Source organism: Bifidobacterium eulemuris (assembly GCF_014898155.1).
Taxonomy (GTDB): domain Bacteria; phylum Actinomycetota; class Actinomycetes; order Actinomycetales; family Bifidobacteriaceae; genus Bifidobacterium; species Bifidobacterium eulemuris.
In genome coordinates, this window is the sequence record NZ_CP062938.1 from 304803 (window position 1) to 330125 (window position 25323).

Here is a 25323-nt window from a genome sequence, read left to right on the forward strand (position 1 = left end):
GAACTACGCTATGGTCCGCTCGGGATGACGGGACGCGTTCGGGACGACGAGGGAAAAGACGACGCTTGGAACGATGACGGGAACAACCAGACAGGGGAGACTATGTACGAAATCACTTTGGCATTGCGTGATGTGGAGTTCCGCCGTCGCAGGCGTGTGATTCTGACCGACGTGAACCTCACCGTCAAGCGTGGCGAGAAGTGGGTGCTGTTCGGTCCCAACGGCATCGGCAAATCCTCACTCGTGCAGATGATGAGCACGCGCGGATTCCCCTCCAACGGCACGGTCGACATCCTCGGCAACCGCATGGGCAAGGTCGACGTGTTCTCCTACCGCAACCGCATCGGCTTGAGTTCGGCTGAGCTCGCGCGGTCCTTCCCTCCCCAGGAGGATCCGCTCGACGCCGTGGTGACCGCGCTCACCGCCACCACCGGTCGTTGGCGCGAGGATTTCACCGACGAGGACTACGCCAAGGCACGTAGCCTCATGACCCAGTTCGGCATCGATTATCTCGAGGGCAAGATGATGTTCAAACTCTCCGAGGGCGAACGCACGCGTGTGCTGATCTGCCGGGCCCTGATGGCCGATCCCGATCTGCTCATCCTCGACGAGCCGACCACCGGACTCGACCTGGGCGGACGCGAACTCGCCTTGCGGGCGCTCAGCCGCATCGGCGAAGAGGATACCGACCGCACGGTGATTCTCGTCACGCATCGTCTTGAGGAGATTCCCGTCGGATTCGACCATGTGGCCATTATGGGCCGCATCACCGGCAGCGAGGCCGACGCCTATGCCGACAATGTGGCGGGCAATGATCCCGCGCCCGGCACGATCATCTACACCGGAGACCTCGAGCACGGTTTCACCGCCGAACGGCTCAGCGCCATCTTCGGCCTCGACCTCACCGTGACCCACGACAACGGCCGTTGGGGCGCCTTCGCCTCCGCCGCGCTGTAAAACCGCCCAGTCGACCGCCCATCGCACGAAGCCGGGCCACGATGATGTCGCAAGGCATGGGTTCCATATGCGACAATGGCATCCGGAACAATCATGAGAGCATCGTGGAAAGAGGACGCATGAGACGCGGAGCATTTGAGGCGGGGGAGAAGGTGCAGTTCACCGATCGCAAGGCGAAGAAGATCACCGACCAGCTGGTGGCGGGCGGGAGCACGCAGACCGAGCATGGTCTGATCCTGCACGACGATGTGATCGGCCGGACCGAGGGCGTTCTCGTCACCACGGTGACCGCCAAACGTGAGTCGCAGCTCAACCAGGCGCATCCCGAACGCGACGCGTCCAAGCCTTGGAAGGCGACACGTGCGATCGGTGGATGGCAGTACGCGGTGATGCGCCCGCGGTTGGCCGATTATGTGCTGTCCATGCCGCGCGGCGCGCAGATCATGTATCCCAAGGATGTCGCCCAGGTCATCCAGCTCGGCGACATCCGCGCCGGCGCGCGCGTGCTCGAATCCGGTGCCGGTTCGGGCGCGATGAGTCTGAATCTGCTCGACGCGGTGGGGGAGTCGGGGCATCTGACCACCATCGAATTGCGTCCCGACTTCGCCCGCGTGGCGGAGGCGAACGCGACGCTGTATTACGGGGAACGCCCCGCATGGTGGGATCTGAAAACCGGGGATTTCGATTCCGTCGCCGCCACTCTTGAGGAGCATTCCTTCGACCGCGTCGTACTCGATATGCTCGACCCGTGGAACCGCTTGGAGCAGGCGTACCGTGTGATCGCGCCCGGCGGCGTGCTTATCGCCTACATCACCACCACCACGCAGATGAGCCGTCTGGTGGAGGCCTTGCGCGAGGCCGGCACGTGGACGGAGCCGATGATCCAGGAGACGCTGGAGCGCAGTTGGAAGGCTCAGGGTCTCGCCGTGCGCCCCGACCATCAGATGATCGGGCACACCGGATTCCTCGTCGTCTCACGGGCGATGGCGGAGGGTTTCCAGGCGTTGAGGAAACGCGACCGCGCCACCAAGGATACGGTCACCGACATCGACGATTTGACGCCCGAGGAGCGCGAGGCGCAACTGGAGGATCTCGAATTGCGGGACATCTCCGACCGCAAACTCCGTAAGGTGCTGCGCGATCTCGACAGGCAGGTCGCCGCGCTTGGCGGCGATACGGCCGATTATCTGCAAGAATAGAGCAGGAATGACGTGGGGTCGGCGAACGGCCCCGCGGTTATGCAAAAGGCAGAAGGCATTATGGGCGTCAATGTGAGCAAGGTGGCCAAAAAGGCCAAGAACTACAACCATATTCTGCTGGTGATGAGGCACGCCAAGGCCGAGCCGTCCAACCCGGACGGCGACCGCAGCCGTGAGATCACCGACAAAGGACTCAAACAGGCGAAAAAGGTGGCCAAAGGCTTGGTCGGCATGAAGCTCAAGCCCGGACGCATCGCCTGTTCGGCGGCGACACGCGCCACGCAGACGTTGGATCGCATGCTCAAAACCTTCGGCGACGAGCCGACCGTCGACTACCGCCAAAGCCTGTACGACGGCGGCATGCAGAGCATCTTCGACGAGTTGGCGCATACCAAGCCGAAAACCCGCGTGCTGATGGTGCTCGGCCATGAGCCCACCGTGTCCATCTGCAGCCAGTGGCTCGCCTCGTCCGCCTCTGATCCGGCCGTGCTCGATCTGCTCAATCTGGGTGTCTCGCCCGCCTCCGTGGTGGTGTTCGGCTCGAACAAGCCCTTCGACCAGTGGCAGACCCACAGCGGCGACCTGCTCGCCGTGATCACCGCCAAGGATTTCGACTAAGCGTGACTTGTCATCCCGAGCGAAGGTCGTTCCTAGTCATCCCGAGCGGAGTCGAGGGATCTCAAATCCTATGAGATCCTTCGACTCCGCTACGCTCCGCTCAGGATGACGGAGAGAAGACTTCGCTCAGAATGACGGAAAGAGACGGCGAAGCATATAGATTTCGGTTATAGCGACACCTTAACTGGCTTGATGACTGCGATTGCGCGGTTTCTTGATACTCTTGTCGGGTTCAAGACGTTTCACCCACGAAACAAGCCCATGGAGGTTTCATGTCCGCTTTGACGTCCGTCTCAGGTTTCCCGCGCGTCGGCCAGAACCGAGAGCTCAAGAAGATCATCGAAGGCTACTGGAAAGGCGCCAACACGCTCGGCGAGGTGCGTGCCACCGCCAAGGAGCTGCGCGCCAAGCATTGGAAGCTGCAACAGGCCGCCGGCATCGATCTGATCCCCAGCAATGATTTCAGCTTCTACGATCAGGTGCTCGACACCGCCATCCTGCTCAACGCCATCCCGCAGCGCTACCAGCGTCTCGCCTTCGAGAACCCCGAGGAGACGCTGTTCGCCATGGGCCGCGGCTATCAGGGCGAGAAGGGCGATGTGACCGCCCTGCCGATGAAGAAGTGGTTCACCACCAACTACCACTATCTCGTGCCGGAGATCGACGCCGCCACCGACATCAAGCTCAACGGCACCAAGCCCTTCGATGAATACCTGGAGGCCAAGGAGCTCGGCATCGACACCAAGCCGGTGCTTATCGGCCCCTACACCTTCTTGAAGCTCGCCCGCGACCCGCAGGCCCAGGAGCTCGAGTTCGACAAGGGCCTGGTGAACGCCGTGTCCGCCGTCTACGCCGAAGCGCTCGCCAAATTCGCCGAGCTCGGCGCCGCCTGGGTGCAGATCGACGAGCCGTATCTCGTGCTCGACAAGGAGCCGGGCGACGTGGAGCTGTTCAAGGCGCTGTACGCCAAGATCCTTCCCGCCCGCGACGGCAAGGTCAAGGTGCTGCTCAACACCTATTTCGGTCATATCGCCGACGTGTACGAGACCGTGAACCTGCTCGGCTTCGACGGCATCGGCCTGGATCTGAACGAAGGCAAGGACGAGAACCTCGCCGCCCTCGCGCAGTACGGCGTGGCCGAAGGCACCGTGATCTTCGCCGGCGTGATCAACGGCCGCAACATCTGGCGCAACGACTACGCCGTGAGTCTCGGACTGGTGGATGCCATCAAGCAGATCACGCCGAACGTGGCCGTCTCCACCGCCAGCTCCCTGCTGCACGTGCCGTTCAGCACCGAAGGAGAGAACGGTCTCGACGAGGGGGTGCTCAAGCATTTCGCGTTCGCCGTGGAGAAGCTCGGCGAGCTTCGCGACGTGGCCGAACTGGCCGACGCCGATGAGGACGCCAAGAAGGCCTCCGCCGCGCTCACCGCCAATCAGGCGCTGTTCGACGGCACCCGCGTGGCCGCCGACCCGGCCGTGGCGGCACGTCTGGCCCAGCTGACGGACGCCGATTTCACCCGCCAGCCCGCGCGCGCCGAACGCCAGCAGCTGCAGCGTGAGGCGCTGAATCTGCCGCTGCTGCCCACCACCACGATCGGATCCTTCCCGCAGACCCGCGAGGTGCGTGCCGAGCGCGCCAAGCTGCGCAAGGGCGAGATCGACCAGGCCACCTACGACGCGTTCATCAAACAGCAGATCGACGACTGCATCAAGAGCCAGGAGGAGATTGGCCTCGACGTGCTGGTGCATGGCGAGTTCGAGCGCAACGATATGGTCGAGTACTTCGGCCAGAACCTCAACGGCTTCTTGTTCACCAAGAACGCGTGGGTGCAGTCCTACGGCACCCGCTGCGTCAAGCCTCCGATCGTGTGGGGCGATGTCTCGCGCGCCAACCCGATCACCGTGGAATGGTCGGCCTATGCGCAGTCGCGCACGGACCGCGTGATGAAGGGCATGCTCACCGGCCCGGTGACGATCCTCAACTGGTCCTGGCCGCGCGAGGACATCACCCACGAGCAGCAGACCCAGCAGCTCGCCCTCGCCATCCGTGACGAAGTGCTCGATCTGGAGGCCGCCGGCATCAAGGTGATTCAGATCGATGAGGCCGCGCTGCGCGAGAAGCTGCCGCTGCGCAAAACCGACTGGCATGCGAAGTACCTCGATTGGGCGATCCCCGCGTTCCGTCTGGTCCACTCCGCGGTCAAGCCCGCCACGCAGATCCACACGCATATGTGCTATTCGGAGTTCAACGACATCATCCGCGACATCGACGCGATGGACGCCGACGTGATCTCCTTCGAAGCCTCGCGTGGCGATCTGGTGGTGCTCGACGCGATCCATGAGGCCGAGTTCGAAACCGAGGCGGGCCCGGGCGTGTACGACATCCACTCGCCGCGCATCCCCTCCGAGGCCGAGATCGAGGAGCGCATCGGCGAGATCCTGAAGAAGATGGACGTCTCCAAGGTCTGGATCAATCCCGACTGCGGCCTGAAGACCCGTGGCGTGGCCGAAACATGGCCGAGCCTGGAGCATCTGGTCGCCGCGACCAAGGCCGTGCGAGCCTCGCTGAGCTGACATGGCCGCATCACTGTTCTCCATTGAGGTGTTCCCACCGAAGCGCAACGCTCCGGTGGGAACCATCTACGACACGCTCGACGGATTGCAGGGTCTCGACCCCGCGTTCATCTCGGTGACCTACGGCACGGGCAAGTCAGCGGACCGCACCGCCACCGCCCGCATCGCGCACACCATCCGCAACGAGTACCACATCCCCGCGGTGGCGCATCTGACCGCGCAGTACCTGGACAAGGCGGCGGTCGACGAGGCGTTGGACATGTTTGACCAGGCCAAGGTCTCCGGCGTGCTTGCCCTGCGCCGACCGCGTGGAGGGCCGAGAGCCGGCCGGAGTGTTCGAACACGCCAGCGATCTGGCCGCGTACGTGCGCGAGCGGCGCCCCGACCTGAAGCTGTACGGCGCCTGCTATCCCGAGAAGCATCCGCAGTCGCCCACGCTGGACGAGGACATCGACAACCTCAAAACCAAGGTCGACGCGGGCGTGACCCATCTCATCTCGCAGTTGTTCTACGACAACGACGACTTCTACCGCTTCCTCGACAAGGCGCGCGCGGCGGGCGTCGACGTGCCGATCGAGGCGGGCATCATGCCGGTCGCCAACGCGAAATCCGTGCTCCGCATGTCCTCGATGTGCGCCTCGCGCATCCCCAAACCGGTGGAGCGCATGATCGAGCGTTGGGGCGACGATTCGCAGACCCTACGCGAGGCGGGCATCATCTACGCCTCGCAGCAGATCGCCGATCTGGTGGCGCATGGCGTGGACGGCGTGCATCTGTATTCGATGAATCGCCCGGCCGTGACCCGCCGCATCTGGAACAACGTGAGGCCGTTGTTCGGCTAACCCGCGGTCATATGCGTTCGCCCCGACTCCCGCATGGGATCGGGGCGAACGCATATGGACATCCATGTCCGCGCATATCAGGCGTCCGGTATGCGCGACGGTCGGCGAATACGCGAAAACGAGTGTATTACCATAAGAAACCATGGAACCGACGACTTTCAGCCCCCGCGCCATGGATCTGATCCGCGCGGGATTGCAGAACCTCGATGACGCCCGCTCGCTGTTCGACGCCCTGCGTGTGGGCGGCGTCCCCGACGACGGGCTGCACCTGTTGCTCAAGGCGTTGGAGAAGGCCTGCGATCCCGACGGGGCGCTGCGCAATATCGTCGACATCATCAACGCCATGCAAAGCCAAGGCAGACGGGTCGAGGACATGCTGCCCGACCGGGCCGCCTTCGAACGGCTGGTCACGGTGCTCGGCGTATCCGACGCGCTCGGCAAGCTTATGCGCTTCCGCCCCGAACTTGTCGAGGCCGCCTCTGTGGACCGCTGCGACAGCCATCTGTACAACCATGCGCAACGCCGTGCCCATATGCTCACCGCCGTCGGCGCCGATCCGGACGAGCTTGCCGCGCCGGTGGCCGGCAAGGATCTGGCCGAAGCGGCGACCGCGCTGCGCGGCACCTACCGCCGCCAACTGGCCGCCATCATGGCGCAGGATGCGGTGGCGGACGATCCGTGCGCCATCCAACCGACCATCAGTCGGGAGCTTTCCGATCTGGCCGACGCGGCGCTCGAGGGGGCGCTGGCCATCGCCCGACGTGAGGTGGCGGGCAGTGAACATGTGCGTTTCGCCATCATCGGCATGGGCAAGCTGGGCGCGCAGGAGCTCAACTACATCTCCGACGTCGACCTGATTTATGTGGTCGAGCCGGCCGACCGGGACGTCGACGGCCAGACGCTCGCCCGCATCGGCACCAAAATGGGCACCGTGCTGCAGCGCGTCTGCCAATCGGTGATCATGGGCGTGGCCGAGCCGACCCTCTGGCAGATCGACGGGGGATTGCGCCCCGAAGGCAAGGACGGCCCGCTGGTGCGCACGCTCGACTCGCATCAGGGCTACTACGAGCAGTGGGCGGAGAACTGGGAGTTCCAGGCGCTGCTCAAGGCCCGGCCGGTGGCGGGCGACCCCGAACTCGGCGAGGCGTATATGGCGATGACCCGCCCGTTCGTATGGTCCGCCTCCAAACGCCCCAACTTCGTCTACGACTGCCAGCAGATGCGCAAACGCGTGGAGGATCTGATCCCAGCGGCGCTCAAGGACCGCGAGATCAAACTCGGCAAGGGCGGCCTGCGCGATGTGGAGTTCACCGTGCAGATGCTCCAACTGGTGCACGGACGCACCGACGAGAACCTGCGCACCCGCTCCACGTTGGAGTCGTTGCAGCGGCTGTCCGAAGGCGGATACGTCTCACGCAAGCAGGCGGCGCGTCTGGCCGCCGACTACCGTTTCGAGAGGGTGATGGAGCACCGCCAGCAGATGTGGGCGCTCAAACGCACCCACCTGTTCCCCGACCTCGGCGCGGCCAGTCTGGGCGGATTGGAACGCAAACGCGATATCGACATCGACGAGCTGAACCGCAATCAGGAGCTGCGCAGGCTCGCCCGCACCTTCCGTCTGCATCCCGAGGAGCTGGTCGACCGCTACGACGAGGTGCGCCGCGAGGTGCGCCACCTGCATCTCGACATCTACTACCGCCCCATGCTGCCCATCAACGCGCAGCTCGACGAGGACCAGATCGAACTGAGCCAGCAGGCCACGCAGGAGCGGTTCGCGTCCATCGGATTCGGAGACCCGGACGCGGCCATGCGTCATGTGGTCGCGCTCACCGCCGGGGTCAGCCGGGCGGCGAAAATCAACCGCATCATCCTGCCCGCCGTGCTCGAATGGCTGGGACAGGGGCAGAATCCCGATATGGGATTGCTCAACTGGCGCAAACTGGAGGAGCATTTCGGCACGGAAAGCGAATATCTCGGCTTCCTGCGCGATTCCACGTCGGCGGCGCAGCGCCTGTGCCATGTGCTGTCGAATTCGCGCTTCCTCGGCGACGCGCTCAACAGGTCGGTCGAATCGGTCACCTGGCTGGGTGACGACGGCCGGCTCAAAGCGCGCACGCGCGACAGTCTCGACGTGCAATGCCGCTCCTCGCTGGAACGCAACGCGAACAACATCAACGATTTCGCGACCTCCATGCGTGCGATGCGCCGCCATGAGATCGAGCGCATCGGCTTGGCGTGGATGAGCGACGTGATGAGCGACGACGAATGCCTCGCCGGCATGACCGACGTCTATGACGCGATCATCGACGCGGCCCTGACCTGGTCGATGCGCCACCAGTGCCGCGAATTCGGGCTCGACCGGGCGCCCGCGGCCATCGCGGTGATCGGCATGGGCCGCTACGGCGGACGCGAGGTGAACTTCAGCTCCGACGCCGACGCCATGATCATCTACCGGCCGAACGACGCCGACGACGCCGAAGCGAACCGTTTCGCCCGCAAAACCACGGACGACCTGCGTGCGATCCTGCAAGGACCCACCACCCTGGAACCGAAAATCGAACTCGATCTGGATCTGCGGCCCGAGGGCAAGAACGGTCCGTTGGCGCGCTCCTACGCCTCCTGCGAGGAGTACTACCGTTCGTGGGCGAGCACGTGGGAGCACCAGGCGCTGCTGCGCGCACGGCACGCGGCCGGCGACGCCGAACTCGCGCATGACTTTCTGACCAACATCGCCGATCCGCTGCGCTACCCGCATACCGATCTGAGCGAAACCGAACTGGCCGACATCCGCAAGCTCAAGGCGCGTATGGAGGCGGAGCGTCTGCCGCGCGGCGTGCGTCGAGAGAGGCATCTCAAGCTCGGCAAAGGCGGACTGTCCGACGTGGAGTGGACCGTGCAGCTGCTGCAGCTGCGCCATGCGGGCGATGTGCGCGAGCTGCGTGTGGGCGGCACCCTGGAGGCTCTGGATGTGCTGGAGCGGCGCAAACTGCTCGACACGGCCGATGCGATCCAGCTGCGCAAGGCATGGCGGCTGTGCACGGCGGCGCGCAACGGCAGCTATCTGTGGAGCGGACGGGCGAACCAGGCCGATATTCTGCCGGACGACATGTATTCGTTGGGTGGAATCGCCGTCTATCTCGGATACGACGCGAACCGTGGCCAGCATTTCGAGAACGATCTGCTTTCCGTGATGCGTCGCTGCCGTGCCATCACCCAACGTCTTTTCTACGGCGTCACCGAAGAGGAATAGTCGCCGACCCGCATGGGCCGGCGACACGTTCGGCGCGGGAACATGCGAATCACGGCTTCTGTCGGGAAAATGGCGTACATTTGATTAGGTCACATCACGTGGCCGCCTTCCCGACACGAAAGGTGAGCCGTTGTCTGCTGAGCACAAGACATCCGCCGGAGCGGGCGCTGTCAGTGAGTTTTCCCCAACGCCGATGAAAGGCAAAAGCGTCGTCACGTTGGATGACCTGTCCACCGGCCAGATCCGCGAGCTGCTGCATAAGGCGGAGTACATCGATTCCCACCGCCGTGAGGTGGCGCATACCTGCGACGGCCGCGTCATCGCCACCCTGTTCTACGAGCCGAGCACCCGCACGCGCCTGAGCTTCGAAACCGCCATGCTGCGCCTCGGCGGCCAGGTGATCGGATTCGCCGGCTCGCAGCTGGCGTCCGTGACCAAAGGCGAATCCATCGCCGACACGTTGAAAACCGTCTCGAACTACGTCGACGTGGTCGCCATCCGCCACCCGAAGGAGGGCGCGGCGTTGGTCGCCTCGCAGGCCTCATCCGTGCCGGTGATCAACGCGGGCGACGGCGGGCATATGCACCCCACGCAGACGCTGGCCGATCTGGCCACCCTGCAGTCGCGCTTCGGCCGCATCACCGACCTGACCGTCGGCCTGTGCGGCGATCTGACCTTCGGACGTACCGTGCATTCGCTGATCGAGACGCTGTGCCGCTTCGGCAACGTGCGTTTCGTGCTGATCAGCCCCAATGAGCTGACCACGCCGCAGTACGTGCTCGACCGCATCAACGCCACGGCATCCTGCTCCTATGTGGAGGTGCGCGACCTGGCGTCCGTGATGGGAGACCTGGATGTGCTGTACATGACGCGCGTGCAGAAGGAACGTTTCTTCAACGAGGACGACTACCTGCGCCTGCGCGACACCTACATCCTCGATGAGGAGAAGATGGCCCTCGCCAAGCCCGACATGGCCGTGCTGCACCCGCTGCCGCGCGTCAACGAGATCGCGGTCGAGGTGGACGACGACCCGCGCGCCGCCTACTTCGAGCAGGTCAAAAACGGCATGCTCATGCGCATGGCCCTCGAAAGCTCGGTGGTGGGCGACGAACTGCCCGGATATGAGGAATTCGCGAACAAGGAGGTGCTCGCCTGATGGAAGTCACCAGCGTCCAAAACGGCATCATCATCGACCACGTGCCGGCCGGCACCGCGCTGAAGGTGCTCCGCTACCTGCATATCGACCCGGCGAAAACCCGGCTCGCGCTGATCATGAACGCCGACAGCCCCACCTACGGGACCAAGGACATCATCAAAATCGAGGACACCCTCGATGTGGACCTCGAGGTGCTGGGACTGGTGGCGCGTCAGGCGACCGTCGGCTTCGTGCGCGACGGCAGGATCATCGAGAAGCGTGAGCCGCAGCTGCCCGAGCATATCGTCGACGTCATCACCTGCAAGAACCCGCGCTGCGTGACCACCACCGAGCGCGGCATCAAGCAGATGTTCCATCTGGCGCATTCCGAACGTCGGGAGTACCGCTGCGACTACTGCGACGAGGAAGCCAAACTGTAGAGACGAGCAACAGCCAAGCCCAGTGCCACGACGGGCGGCTTGCAGACAGGACGACCGAACGACGCCACGGGAGCCCACGGGCCGCGTGCGAAAGGAGCCGATATGACCACAATCGTTTTCCATGGCATCAGCGTGTGGGACACCGATGAGATCATCGACCTCAAGGTCGAAGCCTCACCCAACCTGCTCGTGGAATCGCCGACCGCCCCCTCCGCAATCGCGAACGAGGACCATTCCGATCCTTCCGCAATCGCGAATGAGGCGCAGCCCGCCCCTTCCGTCATCCTGAGCGAAGGGCGAAGCCCGCAGTCGAAGGATCCCATCCACATCGACGCCACCGGGCTGACGCTCGCCCCCGGCTTCGCCGACCCCCACGTGCACTTCCGCGACCCCGGACAGACCTACAAGGAGTCCATGGTCTCCGGCTGCGCGGCCGCGGCCTCCGGCGGCTACACCAATGTGCTTATCATGCCGAACACCGTGCCCGCGATGGACGGCGCGACCATCACCGACCCGAACGCTCCGGGCGCGAAGGAGGTGCTGGACGCCGGATACGACAATGTGATCGACTTCCTGCAGCATTACGAAGCCGCGCACAACGTCACGTTGCCGGTGAAATACGACCTGTGCGTATGCGCCTCCAAAGGACGCGACGGCCATGAGGCCAGTGATCCCGACGATTGGGGGCGCTATCTGCCCGGGGTCGACGACGAGGAGAAGGACGCCGACCAACTCGCCCATCCGGTCACCGCGATCAGCGACGACGGTTCGGCCGTCACCCCGGAGATCCTCGACCAGGTGTTCGCCAACACGCGTGAGACCGGACTGTATCTCATCGAACACTGCGAGCATCACGACACGGGCGCGGTGAACGAGGGCCCAGTCTCGCGCAAACTCGGCGTGCCCGGCATTCCCGAAGACACCGAGCTCAACATCGTGCGGCGTGATATCGACAAGGCTCGCGAAACCGGCGTGCACGTGCATTTCCAGCATGTGAGCACCGCGATCTCATTCGAGGCGATCCGCGCGGCCAAAGCCGAGGGACTGCCCATCACCTGCGAAACCGCGCCGCACTACCTCGCCCTGTGCGACGAGGCCCTGCTCGAATACGGCACGCTCGCCAAAATGAATCCGCCGCTGCGTGGGAGAGCCGACCGACTGGCCACCATCGCCGCCGTGGCGGACGGCACCGTGGATCTGCTCGCCACCGACCACGCCCCGCACACGTTGGATGAGAAGGCGCTCGGCTTCCTCGAGGCGCCCAACGGCATCATCGGCTTGGAATGCGCGTACGGTGTATGTCATAAGGTGCTGGTCGACGGCGGTCATATCTCCGACGCGCGGCTGATCGAACTCATGTCGGTCGCCCCGGCGCGGCTGATGGGACACACGCCGACGGATATCACGGCGTTGCTCGACAGGGAAACCGACGCTTCGCGCGAACCGGACGCCAAACGTGTCCTCGATCTGACCCAGGTCGCGGACCCGGGCGATGTGGATCTGGTCGTGCTCGACACCACCGCCGAATGGACCGTCGAGCCCGAACGATTCCATTCGCAGGCGCGCAACACCCCGTTCGGAGGATGGCGGGTCACCGGCCGTCCGCTCGCCACGATCGTCGACGCCGCGCTGGCGTTCAGCCGACTGTAGAAACAACCTCACCCGCACCACAAGCCACCGCCGATCCGGCAGAGAAAGGACCCACTATGGATCGTCTGATCGCAGCCATCAACGCCACCCAGAATCCCAGCGTCGTCGGGCTCGACCCGACCGAGGCGCTGGTGCCCCCGCAGGTGGTGGCGAGCTTCGCCGACGAGGTGCGCGACTCCGTGGAAACCCCCGAGGAGGCGCCCGCCGCGCAGCTCGCCGTCGCCTACTTCGAATTCAACCGCGCGATCATCGACGCGGTGGCCGATATCGTACCGGCCGTCAAACCGCAGATCGCCATGTATGAGGCGCTCGGCCCCGCCGGCATCGACGTGTACACGATGACCTGCGAATACGCCAAACAGCAGGGCCTGTACGTGCTGGCCGACGTCAAGCGCGGCGACATCGGCTCGACGGCCGCCGCCTACGCGCATATGCTCAGCGGCGTGGCCGCCGGCGACGGCGCGTATGACCCGTGGAACATCGACGCGGTCACCATCAACCCGTATCTCGGCACCGACGGCATCACGCCCTTCGTCGACGCGGCGAAACAGGCCGATAAGGACGTGTTCGTGCTGGTGCGCACCTCCAACCCGTCGAGCAGCGAACTGCAGATGCTCGATCTGGCAGACGGCGGGAAGGTGTACGAGCATGTGGCCGATCTGGTCGAAGGCTGGGGCACCGATTCGATCGGAGCCCACGGCTATTCCCGCGTCGGCGCGGTGGTCGGCGCCACGCATCCCGAGGAAGGCGCGGCCCTGCGCGCGCGTATGCCGCACACCTTCTTCTTGGTGCCGGGTTATGGCGCTCAGGGCGGCACGGCGGCCGACGTGCGCGGCATGTTCGACCGTGACGGCTCCGGCGCGATCGTCAACTCGTCTCGAGGCATCATCGGCGCGTGGAAGAAGTCGGGGGAGTGGCGCGAGTCCATGTCCGCCGACGAGGCGCTCGAATTGGTCGCCGCCACCGCGCGCGAGGCGGCCATCGACATGCGCGACAACCTGCGCATGGTGCTGTAGACGACCGACACGTTCCATCTTCCGCACAACCATACAAGGAGAGCAATGGCAACCTTCACCCCAACGGCCGACGTGGTGGCCGAGGCCGTGCAGGCCGGATATTTTCCGCCACGCCACACCGTCGAGATCACCGACGTCACGGAGCTCACGCCCGGCGTCGTCCGTCTGGCCTTCCATGATCCCTATATCGCCGCGCATGCGAAGCCGGCGCAGTTCGTGAACCTCTATACCAAGGATCCGATGCGTCTGATGCCGCGTCCCTTCGGCGTCAGCGAAATCGAGGGCGACGAGGTGAGCGTCATCTTCGCCGTGGTGGGCGAGGGCACCGCCGAATTCGCGCGATATCAGGCCGGAGACACGGTCGACGTGCTCGGTCCTCTCGGCAATCCCTTCAAAACGAAAAACCCCGCGCACTATCTGCTGGTGGCGGGCGGTCTCGGCGTGCCACCGCTGGTGCGCGCCGCGCAGCATCTCGCCGCCGACGAACGGTCGCGCACCACCGCCGTGGTCGGATACCGCGACGTGCGCTTCGCGGACGACGTGTTCGCGCGATACGCCGATCGCACGGTCAGCATCGACAACGCGCACGGCAATGTGGTCACATTGCTCGACCGTCTGGAGGCGGACGGCGGACTGACGGTGGACGGATTGGAGACGGTGATCCTCTCCTGCGGCCCGCTGCCGATGATGAAGGCCGTCGCCGCATGGGCCGCCAAGCGTTCGCTCGCATGCCAGTTGAGCATGGAGCAGCGCATGGGCTGCGGTTTCGGCACCTGCGTGCTGTGCACCGTCGACACCGTGGACGGACGGCTCAAAGTGTGCGCCGACGGTCCGGTGTTCACACGCGAACAATTGGGATGGGGGCAGTGAGATGAGCGAAACCAAGCATATCAACCTGTACGAGGACCACGAGTGGAAGCATCCGACCATCGTGGCGGGCGTGCCGTGGAAGAATCCGGTCGGCACCGCCTCCGGCACCTTCCAGTACGCCGCCGTGCGCTGGTTCTACGATGTGAGCCAACTCGGCGCCGTCTGCACCAAAGGCGTCTCTCCCGTGCCGTGGGAGGGCAATCCGTCCCCACGCACCGCCGAGGGACCCGGCAGCAATCTCAACGCGGTGGGCCTGCAGAATCCCGGCGTCGACCATTATCTCGTCGACGACCTTCCCAAACTCAAGGAGATCGGCGCGAACGTCATCGCCAACGTGGCCGGCCATAGCGACGACGACTACGCCGAAGTCGTGGCCAAACTCGCCGACTCGCCCGCCGACATGCTGGAGATCAACGTGAGCTGCCCGAACGTGACCCACGGCGGCATGAGCGTGGGCACCGATCCGGTGGCGTTGAGCAAGCTCATCACCCGTCTGCGCGCCATGACCGACAAGCCGATGATCGTCAAGCTCACGCCGAACGTCACCGACATCACCGCGCCCGCCCGCGCGGCCGTCGAAGCAGGCGCCGATGCGCTGAGCATGATCAACACGCTGCTCGGCATGCGCATCGACATACGCACCGGAGAGCCGGTTATCGCGCATGTCACCGGCGGCGTCTCCGGCCCTGCGGTGCTGCCTGTCGGTCTGGCCGCCGTCTACCGTGTGCGCACGGCCCTTCCCGAGGTTCCGATCATCGGCATCGGCGGCATCGATTCGGGCGAAAAAGCGCTCGAATACCTGTACGCCGGCGCGAACGCCGTCGAGGTCGGCGCCGCGGCCCTGTTCGACCCGGTCGCACCATTGCGCGTGGCCCGCGAACTCGACGACCTGCTGGACGAGCGGCCCGAACTCACGGCCAAACTCGCCGCGGGCCAGACCTGGCGCTGAGGGAAAACCGCTCCGGCGATCCCGCAAGACGGCCCGCCTTGTCGGACCGGACGGTTCCGGCCCGCAGTCAGACTCCCACAGCCACGCATATTTCATAGCAACCTTGTTCATAGAAAGGCACGCATGATGTCCGATTCGCTTGACATCCGTTTCACCCGGTTCCTGCTCGAATCGCAGGCGCTCAAATTCGGCGATTTCACGTTGAAGTCCGGCCGCCAAAGTCCGTACTTCATCAACGCGGGCGCGTTCAACGACGGCCGTAAGATCGCCACGCTCGGCGCGTTCTACGCCGAGAAGATCGCCGCCGAAATCGAGGCCGGCAACCTGCCCGCCGATATCGACACGGTGTTCGGCCCGGCGTACAAGGGCATTCCGCTGGGAGTCTCCACCGCGATCGCATTGACCGGCGCGCACGGTATGGAGGTGGGATACACCTTCGACCGCAAGGAGAAGAAGGACCACGGCGACGGCGGCATGATGGTCGGCACGCAGCTGACCGACGGCATGAAGGTGCTGCTCGTCGACGATGTGATGACCGCCGGCACCGCCGTGCGCGAGGTGATTCCCAAGCTCAAGGCCGAGGCGGACGTCGAGGTCGTGGGATTGGTGCTGTCCGTGGACCGCATGGAGAAGACCCGCGACTCCGATTTGTCGGCGGTCAAGGCCGTGGAACAGGAGTTCGGATTCCCGGTGTTCGCCATCGCCAATGTGCGTGAGATCTTCGAGGCCGGCCGGCGCATCATGACCGCCGACGGGCAGCCGTATGTGACCGAGGCGATCAAGGCCGCGGCCGATGGTTATCTTGAGCGGTATGGGGCTTAAGGGCCGTCGCACGGACGTCGGCCCCGACGACTCCCGTGCGACCCTATCGAGGCTCTGAAACGAACATGGCAATGGGCGGTTTTCATTGGAAAACCACCCATTCCTGTTGTTTTCGTCGTGTGCGCCTCTGTGACTATCGTGTGCGGAATGTTCGCACGTCCGGCGCGGAGATCGCGGACGTGCGAACCGCATAATCCGTGATCCCGGCCCCGCTGTTCGGATGCCCTATCGAATACGCCTGATCGACCGCATAGACGGCCAACAGCACAACCGCGATCACGGCCAACGTTTTGGCGTTGACCTTCCTCAGCTGGTTGTCGAGCGCGGGCGCGATCACATAGACGATCGCCAGGCCGCCCAGTCCGAAGGTCAGCAATCCTTCGGCGCAGATACGGCCGTTCAGATTGAGGAAGTATCCGGTGTAATCCCACCAGCGCTGCCCGTCATGGGTCACCTCCAGATACCAGGAGGAGAAATACTCCAGCACGCCGCACAACACCGTCGCGGCGATGAACTCCAGATATGGCCGGTCGCGCAGACGCTTGAGCAGCACGAGGATGACGACGCCGCCCGTGCCGTAGATCGGCAGCCAAGGGCCGTGCAGGGTGCCCCGGTTGACGAACGTGCCCTCCGTGATAAGCGCGAGGCTGACCTCCCACAGCCATCCGACGAAGCAGAAGATGAAGAACATCATCACCAGATTCAGCACCGTATAGCTTCGCGCGGAGGTCAGGTCGGACGTCACCTCCATTTTGAAACGCATCGGAGCGGGGGCGAGTCTGCCCGGATAGACGCGAGCCTCGATGATGTCACGTCCATCGCGCGTCATATGCCGCCGCGCCTCATACGCCTCATACGCGACCACCTGCGGGGAGGATTTCATTTGGATGCCCAGCTGCTGCGACAGGAATCCGACGAATCCGCTCGGCTTGGCGACCGGTTCGGCGGCTCTGACGTCGTCCACCACGCTCGCCACGTCGCTGTAGGAGCAGCGCACCACCTCGCGTTGGGGCTTCTCGAACAGGTAGACGTCGCACATCAGTTCGCTGCCGGGCAGTCCGCTCGTCTTGGTCAGACCGCGCAGGTACGCGTAGTACTCGCCATAGAAGGCGGCTTGGTACGCGTTGGAATAGAAGATGCCCACCAGGCCGAAGGAGGCGAGATTCAGCAGATCCCAGCCGAGGAAGCTCAGCCCGGCCACGAAGCACTCCCATTTGTGCCCCTTCATCATGCGCCGGGACAGGGTGATGGCCTCGTTCGCCGAAATGGTGGGATTCTCGGCGAGGATATACGGCACCATCATGTAGGAGTAGTGTTTGACGACGCCGCCGACGATGGTGAGCGTCCACAGGAATTGGTAGACGTTGCACACGAACATGTTCCATGCCATCCTGGGCCACTGGCGGGTTTGGATGGGGTAGAGGAAGCGGCGCAGCGGCACACGCTCGTAGACGCGGCTTTCCAGAACCATCCTGCGGGCGACGATGAGATACGTCTCTTTGATGAACAGCCAGACGAAGGTGTAGACGGCGAGACTGAACACCACCAGTATCACGACCGCGATGCTCTGCGATGTCGCGACCGATCGAATCGCATCGAAGACGGTCAGAATGACGCCGCCCGACGAGAAGGAGTTGAGCACGGTGGAGAACACGCCGCGCGAACGACCCAACGCCTTGATGGTGTCCTCACGTTTGATCTCATCCCGACGCTGCTGCACCTCGTCGCGGGCTTCGGCTTCGTTGTCCGTGGCGATGTCCGCGACCAGCGATTGCAGCCGATCGCTGGTTTCGGCGCGTACCACGCTCGTATCCTCATAGGTGGCGGTCCACAACGACGAACCGTATTCCGCGCCAAGAAACGACGCGAACAGGCATACGATGACCAGAATCCAGTAGTGTCCGCGCAGGGTGCGTCGGGCCTGCCTTTTCATCTCTTTTCTATCCATGTGGCGGAGCCTCCCTCTTCGCTCCTCATAGAATACGCCGCCCCTGCGCGTGGACGGGCGTCTGACAAGCCTTTCAGGGGAAAATCAGGGTAGGCTCCGACCGATCTTCCGCACGGACGGGCGCTTCGGGCCGGATCAGTCGATCAGCGTGTACCCCTGATCGCTCACCACCGCCTTGAGCTTGTCCAGATAGGTTTCGGCCGCCTTGGACAGTTTCGTACGCTCGTTGGTGATCCAACCGACCAGCATCGTCTCGTCGGAGTCGAGCGGCACGGTGATGATCTTCTCGTTGTTGAGATCGCCGTTGTCGATGCCGGTGCACACCGTGTATCCGTTGAGGCCGATGATGAAGTTGAGGATGGTGGCGCGGTCGGTCACGTTGATCTGCTTGGGCGCGTAGTCCGGCCAGACCGCCTCCTCATAGAAGTAGAAGGAGCCCTCCTCGCCCTGCTCGTATTGGATGAACGGGAAGGGTTTCAGATCCTCCATGGTGACGACCTTCTTGCCGGCCAGCGGATTGGACCGGGAGATGAACACGTGCAGCGGCGCGCGGAACAGCGGGTGGAATTCCAGATGCTTCTCGCGCAGCAGTTTGCCGATCACGTCCTTGTTGAAGTCCGAAAGGTACATGATGCCGATCTCGGACTGCATGTTGGCGACCTGGTTGATGATGTCGCGCGTGCGGGTCTCGCGGATCGTGAACTCGTATTCGTCGGATTTAAGCGATTCGATCATCTTGACGAAGGCTTCGACGGCGAACATGTAGTGCTGCGTGGAGACCTGGCACAGCTGCTTGCGTGGCTTGGCGTGCTTGTAGCGTTCCTCGAGCAGGGCGGCCTGGTCGAGCACCTGGCGCGCGTAGGTGAGGAATTCGGCGCCGTCCACGGTCAGCGCGATGCCTTGCGACGAGCGGGTGAAGATCTCGATGCCCAGCTCGTTCTCCAGCTCCTTGACCGACGAGCTCAGCGCCGGTTGCGACACGTACAGCGCGTGCGAGGCCTCGTTCATGGAGCCGCATTCGACGATTTTGACGATGTACTTGAGTTGCAGCAGAGTCATAAGGCTTATTTATAGCAGCGGGACTGGTCCGCCCCGTCGGTTATACCCCGTACGTCAGTGGGACGGCAGTCGCGTCGCACGCGCGGGCCCGACGAATGGGTGACGGCAGTCTGGTGGATGCGACGGCGGTCATGCCGCCCGCGCGGGTCCGATGCTGTCGCGGCGCACGAAGGTGGAGCGCACCGTCACGGGGGCGATGCCGTCCGATACGCGCAGGATGCGCTCGATCAGTTTGGTCGCGGCCAATTCCCCCATGCGTTCGCGCGGCACGCTGATGCTGGACAGCGCGGGGGTGAGCAGGGTTCCCTCGCGAATGTCGTCGATGCCGATCACCGAGACCCGTCCCGGCACATCCATGCCATGACGTCGGTACATGTTCAGGATCATCTCGGCGCTGAGGTCGTTGTAGGAGATCACCGCAGTGACGGAGGGATCGAGCAGGGACGCGAACCATTCGTCCACCTCGTCGTCGCTGTCGAATATGCGGTTCGGGCCCGGGATCTGGTGCAGCCGAATATGCTCCCTGTGGCAGGCGTTCAGCAGCGCCAGCCAGCGCATGCCGTTCTGCCATGAGCGTTCCGGTCCCGCGACGTATTCGATCGAGGTGTGGCCGAGCGCTTTGAGCGTGCGCACGGCCTCGTCGAGACTGTGCTGGTCGTCGCAGACGACGGACTGCACGCCGCTCACCTGACGGTTGATCGCCACCAGCGGACGCATCTGGGCCGCCTTGCGGATCGCCGCGTCGGACAGACTGGTGCCGATGAGCACGATGCCGTCCACGGAGGGCGAGAACCGCGCGATGATGCCGCGTTCCGTGTCGGTGCGGTAGGCGCTGACCGCGGTGGTCAGGCAGAAGTTCTTGGCCATGCAAAGGCCTTGCATGCCGTAGAGGAATTCGGCGTAGATGGGGTAGCGCAGATCGGCGGCGACCGCCAATATCGCACCACGCAACGCCTGATCATGCTCCAACGTCGAATTCGTGGCCCGATAGCCGAGATCCTGCGCGATGCGCCGCACACGGTTCGCGGTTTCGGCGTTCACCCGCCCGGGCCGCGACAGCGAGCGCGAAACCGTCGCGGGGGAGACCCCGGCGGCTTTGGCGATGTCGTTGATGGTGACCGCTCGACCGGCGGCGGCATCTGCGTTCTGCTCGTGATCGGACATACGCCCATCGTAGCCCGCACCCGGTCCTCGTTCACGCAGAGCGGATATCGGACGTGGGCTCCATGGAAAAACATGGAAAGACATATCGACGCTTGCGCGCGCGATTCTAGCCTTGATTCATCGGCCGGCGGAAGACAACGAGGTACCGGTCGCGATATCGACAGACGATACGCACGACAAAGGAGTGATATGCGCACCACGCAAACCCTGCATGACGGCTGGCTCTTCACCAAGGACCAGATCGATGGCGTCCCCACCTGCTCCGACGCGAAAGGCTGGCGGCCGGTGACGGTTCCGCACAGCTGGAACGCGCTCGACGGACAGGACGGCGGCGCCGACTATTGGCGTGGCGCCTGCTGGTACGTCACCGAGCTCACTCTGCCCGAAAGCGCCCCCGGCACACGCACCTATCTGGAGTTCGAAGGCGCGGCCACCGTGGCCGAGGTCTATGTCAACGGCCATAAGGTGGCCGAGCATGAGGGGGCGTACGGCGCGTTCCGCGCGGATGTCACCGATGTGCTGACCGACGCGGCCAACGAACTGGCCGTGCGGGTGGACAACGCCGAACGTTCCGACATCTATCCGCAGATGGCCGATTTCACCTTCTATGGCGGCCTGTACCGTCCCGTCACGGTCATCCAGGTCAATCCCACCCACTTCGATCTCGACTACCATGCGGGCCCCGGCGTCACCGTGTCCTCCACGATCGAGGATGGAAACGCGCTGCTTGACGCCCGCGCCTGGGTCAGCGATCCGCAGGAGGGCGACCAGGTCTATTTCGAGGTGACCGACGATTGCGAGACCATCGTCGCGGCGGCGACCATGCCCGCCGCCGCCTCGGTGCGCACCGAGATCACCATCCCCGACGCGCATCTGTGGCAGGGCACCGAGGATCCGTACCTGTACACGGTCACCGCCTCGATCGTGCGACATAACGAGGTCGTCGACCAGATCGAGGTGGCGCACGGCGTGCGCGAGTTCCGGTTCGATCCGGCCCAGGGATTCTTCCTCAATGGCAAGCTCACCCCGCTGCGCGGCGTCTCCCGCCATCAGGACCGTCTGGGCAAGGGCAACGCCCTCGAGTACGCCGACCATTTCGAGGATGCGGCCCTGATCAGCGAGCTGGGCGCGAACACGATCCGCCTGGCCCACTACCAGCAGTCGCAGGACTTCTACGACCTGTGCGACCGCTTCGGCTTCGTGGTATGGGCTGAGATCCCGTTCATCTCGCGTATGAACGCCGATCCCGCCGCCCACCGCGACTGCATCCACCAGATGACCGAGCTCATCACCCAAAGCTTCAACCACGCGTCGATTCTGATGTGGGGCATCTCCAATGAGATCCTCATCGGCGGCGACAGCCCGCAGCTGGTCGCCAACCTCAAGGAGCTTAACGATCTGGCCCACCGGCTCGATCCCACGCGCCCGACCACGATGGCGCAGGTGTCCAGCACGCCGATGGATTCCGAGCACAACCAGATCACCGACATCCTCAGCTACAACCACTACTTCGGCTGGTACGGCGGCAAGATGGAGGACAACGAGGCGTGGGTCGACCAGTTCCACGCGATGCATCCGGACCGTTCCTTCGGCCTGTCCGAATACGGTTGCGAAGGCATCATCTCCTACCACACCGACGATCCGCAGTGCGGCGACTACAGCGAGGAGTACCAGGCGCTCTACCACGAGCATATGGCCGACATCATCGACCAGCGCCCCTGGCTGTGGGGCACGCATGTGTGGAACATGTTCGACTTCGGCTGCGACGCCCGCAACGAGGGCGGCGTCCAGGGACGCAACAACAAGGGTCTGATGACCATCGACCGCAAGATCCGCAAGGACTCCTTCTACGTCTATCAGGCGCATTGGTCGAAGGAGCCGATGGTGCACATCGCGTCCAAGCGTTTCGCCAAGCGCGCCAGCGACGCCATCACGGTCAAGGTGTACTCCAACCAGCCCAGCGTGACGCTGTTCGTGGACGGGGTGGAGCATGCCACGATCGTAGGCAGCCACGTGTTCTCCTTCGCCGACGTGCCGCTGCATGAGGGCTTCACCCATATCAGCGCCAAGGCCGGTGAGCTGACGGATTCGACGACGTTCGAGAAGGTGGCCGAACCGTGGGCCCCCTACGTCTTCGTGGATCCTGAAGGAGGCGCGGGCGTGTCCAACTGGTTCGACGATGTGAATCTCGACGAGGTGCAGGCCATCGGCGATATCGACGAGACCTGCTTCTCGGTGAAGGACCTCATCAACGACATCATCGCCAACAAGGAGGCCGCGCAGGTGCTGGCCAACGCGGCGAGCAGCATGGCGGGCATGCGGGTCAAGGCCTCGATGCTGGGCATCATGGGCAATCAGAGCGTCGAAAGCCTGCTCGCCGAAGGCGGCATGATGGGCGGCGCCACCGAGAACCACAGCGAGAAGCTGGCCTACATCAACCAGCAGCTCCAGCGGATCAAGAAGTAGTCGGCGGGCGCGCGGCACAGGCTGCCGCCCCGCCCACACCACCACATCACCACACAACCCATGGGATGCGACGGCCCTCGACGACGACGCCGTCGCATCCCATCCCCACGTAAACCATCTCCCGAAGCCCCATGGCCAACCAACGGCGGCCCCATGGGATTCCCATACTTTTTTCCGAACAAGGAGAGGCATATGACATCCTCGACACCAACGATTCGTCCTTTCGGAATCAGAGACAAAGTCGGCTATCTTTTCGGCGACTTCGGCAACGATTTCATGTTCATCTTCGCCAGCTCGTTCCTGATGGTGTTCTACACCAAGGTGATGGGCGTTCCCGGCACCGTCGTCGGCACACTGTTCCTCGTGGCGCGTATAATCGACGCCTTCGCGGACGTCACCGTCGGCATCGTGGTCGACCGCGCCAAGCCGGGCCCCCACGGCAAATACCGTCCCGTCATGATGAAGATGGCCGTGCCGGCCGTGATCTTCTCGTTCCTGATGTACCAGACGTTCTGCATCAACCAGTCGATGGGCATCAAGATCGTCTACATGTCAGTCACGTACATCATCTGGGGAATCCTGTACTCGTGCGTGAACATCCCCTACGGATCCATGGCCTCGGTGATCTCGCTCGAGTCGGAGCACCGCACCTCGCTGTCCACGTTCCGCACCATCGGCGCCACCTTCGCCCAGCTGATCATCGGCGTCGTCGCCCCGCTGATCATCTACACGGCCGACGAGAACGGCAACCAGATCATCCGCGGCGGCGAGCATACCCAGATCTTCATGGTCGTCTCCGCCGTGTTCGCCATCGCGTCGCTGGCGTGCTACTTCACCTGCTATTCGCTGACCGTCGAGCGCGTCAAGCCCGAGGACCATACCGTGGCCAACGAAGGCGAAAGCCCGGTGCAGTCCATCCTCACCATGATCAAGGGTGCCGTCTCCAGCCGTTCCATGGTCGGACTGATCTCCAGCGCCATCGCGCTGCTGATGGCCATGCTGTTCCTTCAGCAGATGGCGAACTATCTGTACACCGACTACTTCGGCGACGCGAAGCTGCTGTCCATCGCCAATATGTTCGGCGTGGTCATGACGCTGGTGCTGGCCCCCTTCGTCCAGCCGCTCACCAAGGTCCTCGGACGCAAGGGCATCGGCATCCTCGGCGCGGCCATCGGCACGGTGGGCATGTTCGTGCTGTATCTGCTCCACACCACCAACGCGGTGCTGTTCATCGTCATCTACATCATCTCGTTCATCGGCATCGGCCTGTTCAATCTGGTGGTGTTCGCCATGGTCACCGATGTGATCGACGACATCGAGGTGACCAAGAACGTCCGCGAGGACGCCACCTGCTATTCCGTCTACTCCTTCGCCCGTAAGCTCGGACAGGCGTTCGCCGGATGGTTCGCCGGCGTGTCCATCGACTGGATCGGATATCAGGAGGGTGCCACCGCCGTGCAAAGCCAGGAGACGCTCGACGGCCTGTACACCTTCTCGACGCTGCTGCCGGCGATTTTCTTCCTGGTCATGCTGTTGATCATGGTGTTCGTCTACCCGCTGGACAAGAAGCGCGTCGCCAGGAACACGGAGATCCTCAAGGCCAAGCGTCAGAAGAACGCCGCCGAATAAGACGCACGCGCCCCGCATTGCATACGGTTGGGGGCCGGTGCCGGACGTTCAGTCCGGCACCGGCCCCCAACCGTATGTGTCACAACGCGACGCCCAGCGCGGCGAGGTCGGCGCGGGCCTGCTCGGCGGTGGTGAAACGCCGGCCGTGCAATCCCACGGCGTTCGCGCCGTCGATGTTCTTCGCCGTGTCGTCGAAGAACACGCACCGCTCCGCCTTCAGGCCGAAACGGTTCAACGTCAGTTCGTAGATGTCGGCGTTGGGCTTGTGCATCTTCTCGACGCCGGAGACGACGGTGCCGGCGAGCAGCTCCTCGACCTGCGGGTATTTCTCGAAGGCGATGTGGAAGGTCTCATGCGACCAGTTGGTCAGGCCCCACACGCCGAGTCCGGCCGCCTTGAGGTCGCGCAGCAGATCCTCCATGCCCGGCAGCATGCGGGGGAGCGAGTCGCCGTAATGCTCGATGTAGTAGCGGAACACCTCGGCGATCTCATCGCCCTGTTCGCGGCGCACATCCGGCAGGATGTCGGCGAAATCCTCGCCCGCGTCCATACGGTCCTCATAGGCGTAGAAGCCGCACGGATCGCCGTCCGCGCAGATATGGTCGACCAGTTCGGCCGGGTAGCCGGCCTTCTCCAAGCAGGCGCGGCACTGCCAATCGAACAGCACGCCGCAGAAATCGAAAATCACATCGGTAATCATGCGTGCCATGATACCGTCCGCCCAGGCCCGCGC

The 25323-nt window shown here is 63.8% G+C and carries 18 protein-coding genes and 1 pseudogene; 15 read left to right on the forward strand and 4 right to left on the reverse strand.

Annotation, left to right across the window (positions count from 1 at the left end):
* Window positions 1-102 precede the first annotated feature (102 nt).
* From BE0216_RS01350 to pyrE, 13 genes and pseudogenes are all read left to right on the forward strand, one after another.
* On the forward strand, window positions 103-957 hold the full coding sequence (locus BE0216_RS01350) for an ABC transporter ATP-binding protein (protein ID WP_226805669.1): 855 nt from the start codon (window positions 103-105) through the stop codon (window positions 955-957).
* A gap of 119 nt (window positions 958-1076) precedes the next feature.
* A complete protein-coding gene (locus BE0216_RS01355; protein ID WP_094636450.1) occupies window positions 1077-2156 on the forward strand; it encodes a tRNA (adenine-N1)-methyltransferase in 1080 nt (359 codons plus the stop codon).
* Window positions 2157-2216: 60 nt separating this feature from the next.
* Window positions 2217-2774: a SixA phosphatase family protein gene (locus BE0216_RS01360; RefSeq protein WP_094636261.1), complete on the forward strand. Its 558-nt coding sequence runs from the start codon at window positions 2217-2219 to the stop codon at window positions 2772-2774.
* Window positions 2775-3046: 272 nt separating this feature from the next.
* Window positions 3047-5350 (forward strand): 5-methyltetrahydropteroyltriglutamate--homocysteine S-methyltransferase, encoded by a 2304-nt coding sequence (metE, locus tag BE0216_RS01365; protein WP_094636260.1) that lies wholly within the window; start codon window positions 3047-3049, stop codon window positions 5348-5350.
* Between the two features lies 1 nt (window position 5351).
* Window positions 5352-6192 (forward strand): annotated as a pseudogene (metF, locus tag BE0216_RS01370) (methylenetetrahydrofolate reductase [NAD(P)H]).
* 142 nt (window positions 6193-6334) lie between these two features.
* Entirely contained in the window at window positions 6335-9442 is a 3108-nt protein-coding gene (locus tag BE0216_RS01375; RefSeq protein ID WP_094636259.1) for a bifunctional [glutamine synthetase] adenylyltransferase/[glutamine synthetase]-adenylyl-L-tyrosine phosphorylase, read from the forward strand.
* A 193-nt stretch (window positions 9443-9635) separates the two neighbouring features.
* Entirely contained in the window at window positions 9636-10598 is a 963-nt protein-coding gene (pyrB, locus tag BE0216_RS01380) for an aspartate carbamoyltransferase (RefSeq protein ID WP_094636258.1), read from the forward strand.
* On the forward strand, window positions 10598-11017 hold the full coding sequence (locus BE0216_RS01385) for an aspartate carbamoyltransferase regulatory subunit (protein ID WP_094636257.1): 420 nt from the start codon (window positions 10598-10600) through the stop codon (window positions 11015-11017). The genes pyrB and BE0216_RS01385 overlap by 1 nt, the downstream gene beginning before the upstream one ends.
* A gap of 102 nt (window positions 11018-11119) precedes the next feature.
* Window positions 11120-12667 (forward strand): dihydroorotase, encoded by a 1548-nt coding sequence (locus tag BE0216_RS01390; protein WP_226805670.1) that lies wholly within the window; start codon window positions 11120-11122, stop codon window positions 12665-12667.
* 56 nt (window positions 12668-12723) lie between these two features.
* A complete protein-coding gene (gene pyrF / locus BE0216_RS01395) occupies window positions 12724-13683 on the forward strand; it encodes an orotidine-5'-phosphate decarboxylase (RefSeq protein WP_094636256.1) in 960 nt (319 codons plus the stop codon).
* Between the two features lie 45 nt (window positions 13684-13728).
* Window positions 13729-14553 (forward strand): dihydroorotate dehydrogenase electron transfer subunit, encoded by an 825-nt coding sequence (locus BE0216_RS01400; RefSeq protein ID WP_094636255.1) that lies wholly within the window; start codon window positions 13729-13731, stop codon window positions 14551-14553.
* A gap of 1 nt (window position 14554) precedes the next feature.
* Window positions 14555-15502 carry a dihydroorotate dehydrogenase gene (locus BE0216_RS01405; RefSeq protein ID WP_094636254.1) on the forward strand — a complete coding sequence of 316 codons (948 nt, stop codon included), beginning with the start codon at window positions 14555-14557 and terminating at the stop codon, window positions 15500-15502.
* A gap of 126 nt (window positions 15503-15628) precedes the next feature.
* Window positions 15629-16324 (forward strand): orotate phosphoribosyltransferase, encoded by a 696-nt coding sequence (pyrE, locus tag BE0216_RS01410; RefSeq protein ID WP_169714253.1) that lies wholly within the window; start codon window positions 15629-15631, stop codon window positions 16322-16324.
* A 133-nt stretch (window positions 16325-16457) separates the two neighbouring features.
* On the opposite strand, the gene BE0216_RS01415 is transcribed toward pyrE, so the two are convergent.
* The 3 genes from BE0216_RS01415 to BE0216_RS01425 all read right to left on the reverse strand — a co-directional run bounded on the left by BE0216_RS01415 (window position 16458) and on the right by BE0216_RS01425 (window position 20495).
* Entirely contained in the window at window positions 16458-18272 is a 1815-nt protein-coding gene (locus BE0216_RS01415; protein ID WP_094636252.1) for a DUF975 family protein, read from the reverse strand.
* Between the two features lie 135 nt (window positions 18273-18407).
* Complete coding sequence (locus BE0216_RS01420) at window positions 18408-19331, reverse strand: LysR family transcriptional regulator (RefSeq protein WP_094636251.1); 924 nt, start codon at window positions 19329-19331, stop codon at window positions 18408-18410.
* A gap of 129 nt (window positions 19332-19460) precedes the next feature.
* Window positions 19461-20495, reverse strand: a complete 1035-nt coding sequence (locus BE0216_RS01425) for a LacI family DNA-binding transcriptional regulator (protein ID WP_158217180.1) — start codon at window positions 20493-20495, stop codon at window positions 19461-19463.
* Window positions 20496-20684: 189 nt separating this feature from the next.
* Between BE0216_RS01425 and BE0216_RS01430 the strand changes: the two genes are divergently transcribed.
* Together BE0216_RS01430 and BE0216_RS01435 are read left to right on the forward strand one after the other, a co-directional pair.
* A complete protein-coding gene (locus tag BE0216_RS01430) occupies window positions 20685-22961 on the forward strand; it encodes a glycoside hydrolase family 2 protein (RefSeq protein WP_094636249.1) in 2277 nt (758 codons plus the stop codon).
* A 192-nt stretch (window positions 22962-23153) separates the two neighbouring features.
* Window positions 23154-24590 (forward strand): MFS transporter, encoded by a 1437-nt coding sequence (locus BE0216_RS01435; RefSeq protein WP_094636248.1) that lies wholly within the window; start codon window positions 23154-23156, stop codon window positions 24588-24590.
* Window positions 24591-24669: 79 nt separating this feature from the next.
* Here BE0216_RS01435 and BE0216_RS01440 read toward each other — a convergent pair whose 3' ends face one another.
* Window positions 24670-25299, reverse strand: coding sequence for an HAD family hydrolase (locus BE0216_RS01440; RefSeq protein WP_094636247.1), 630 nt, complete (start codon window positions 25297-25299; stop codon window positions 24670-24672).
* Window positions 25300-25323: the final 24 nt, after the last annotated feature.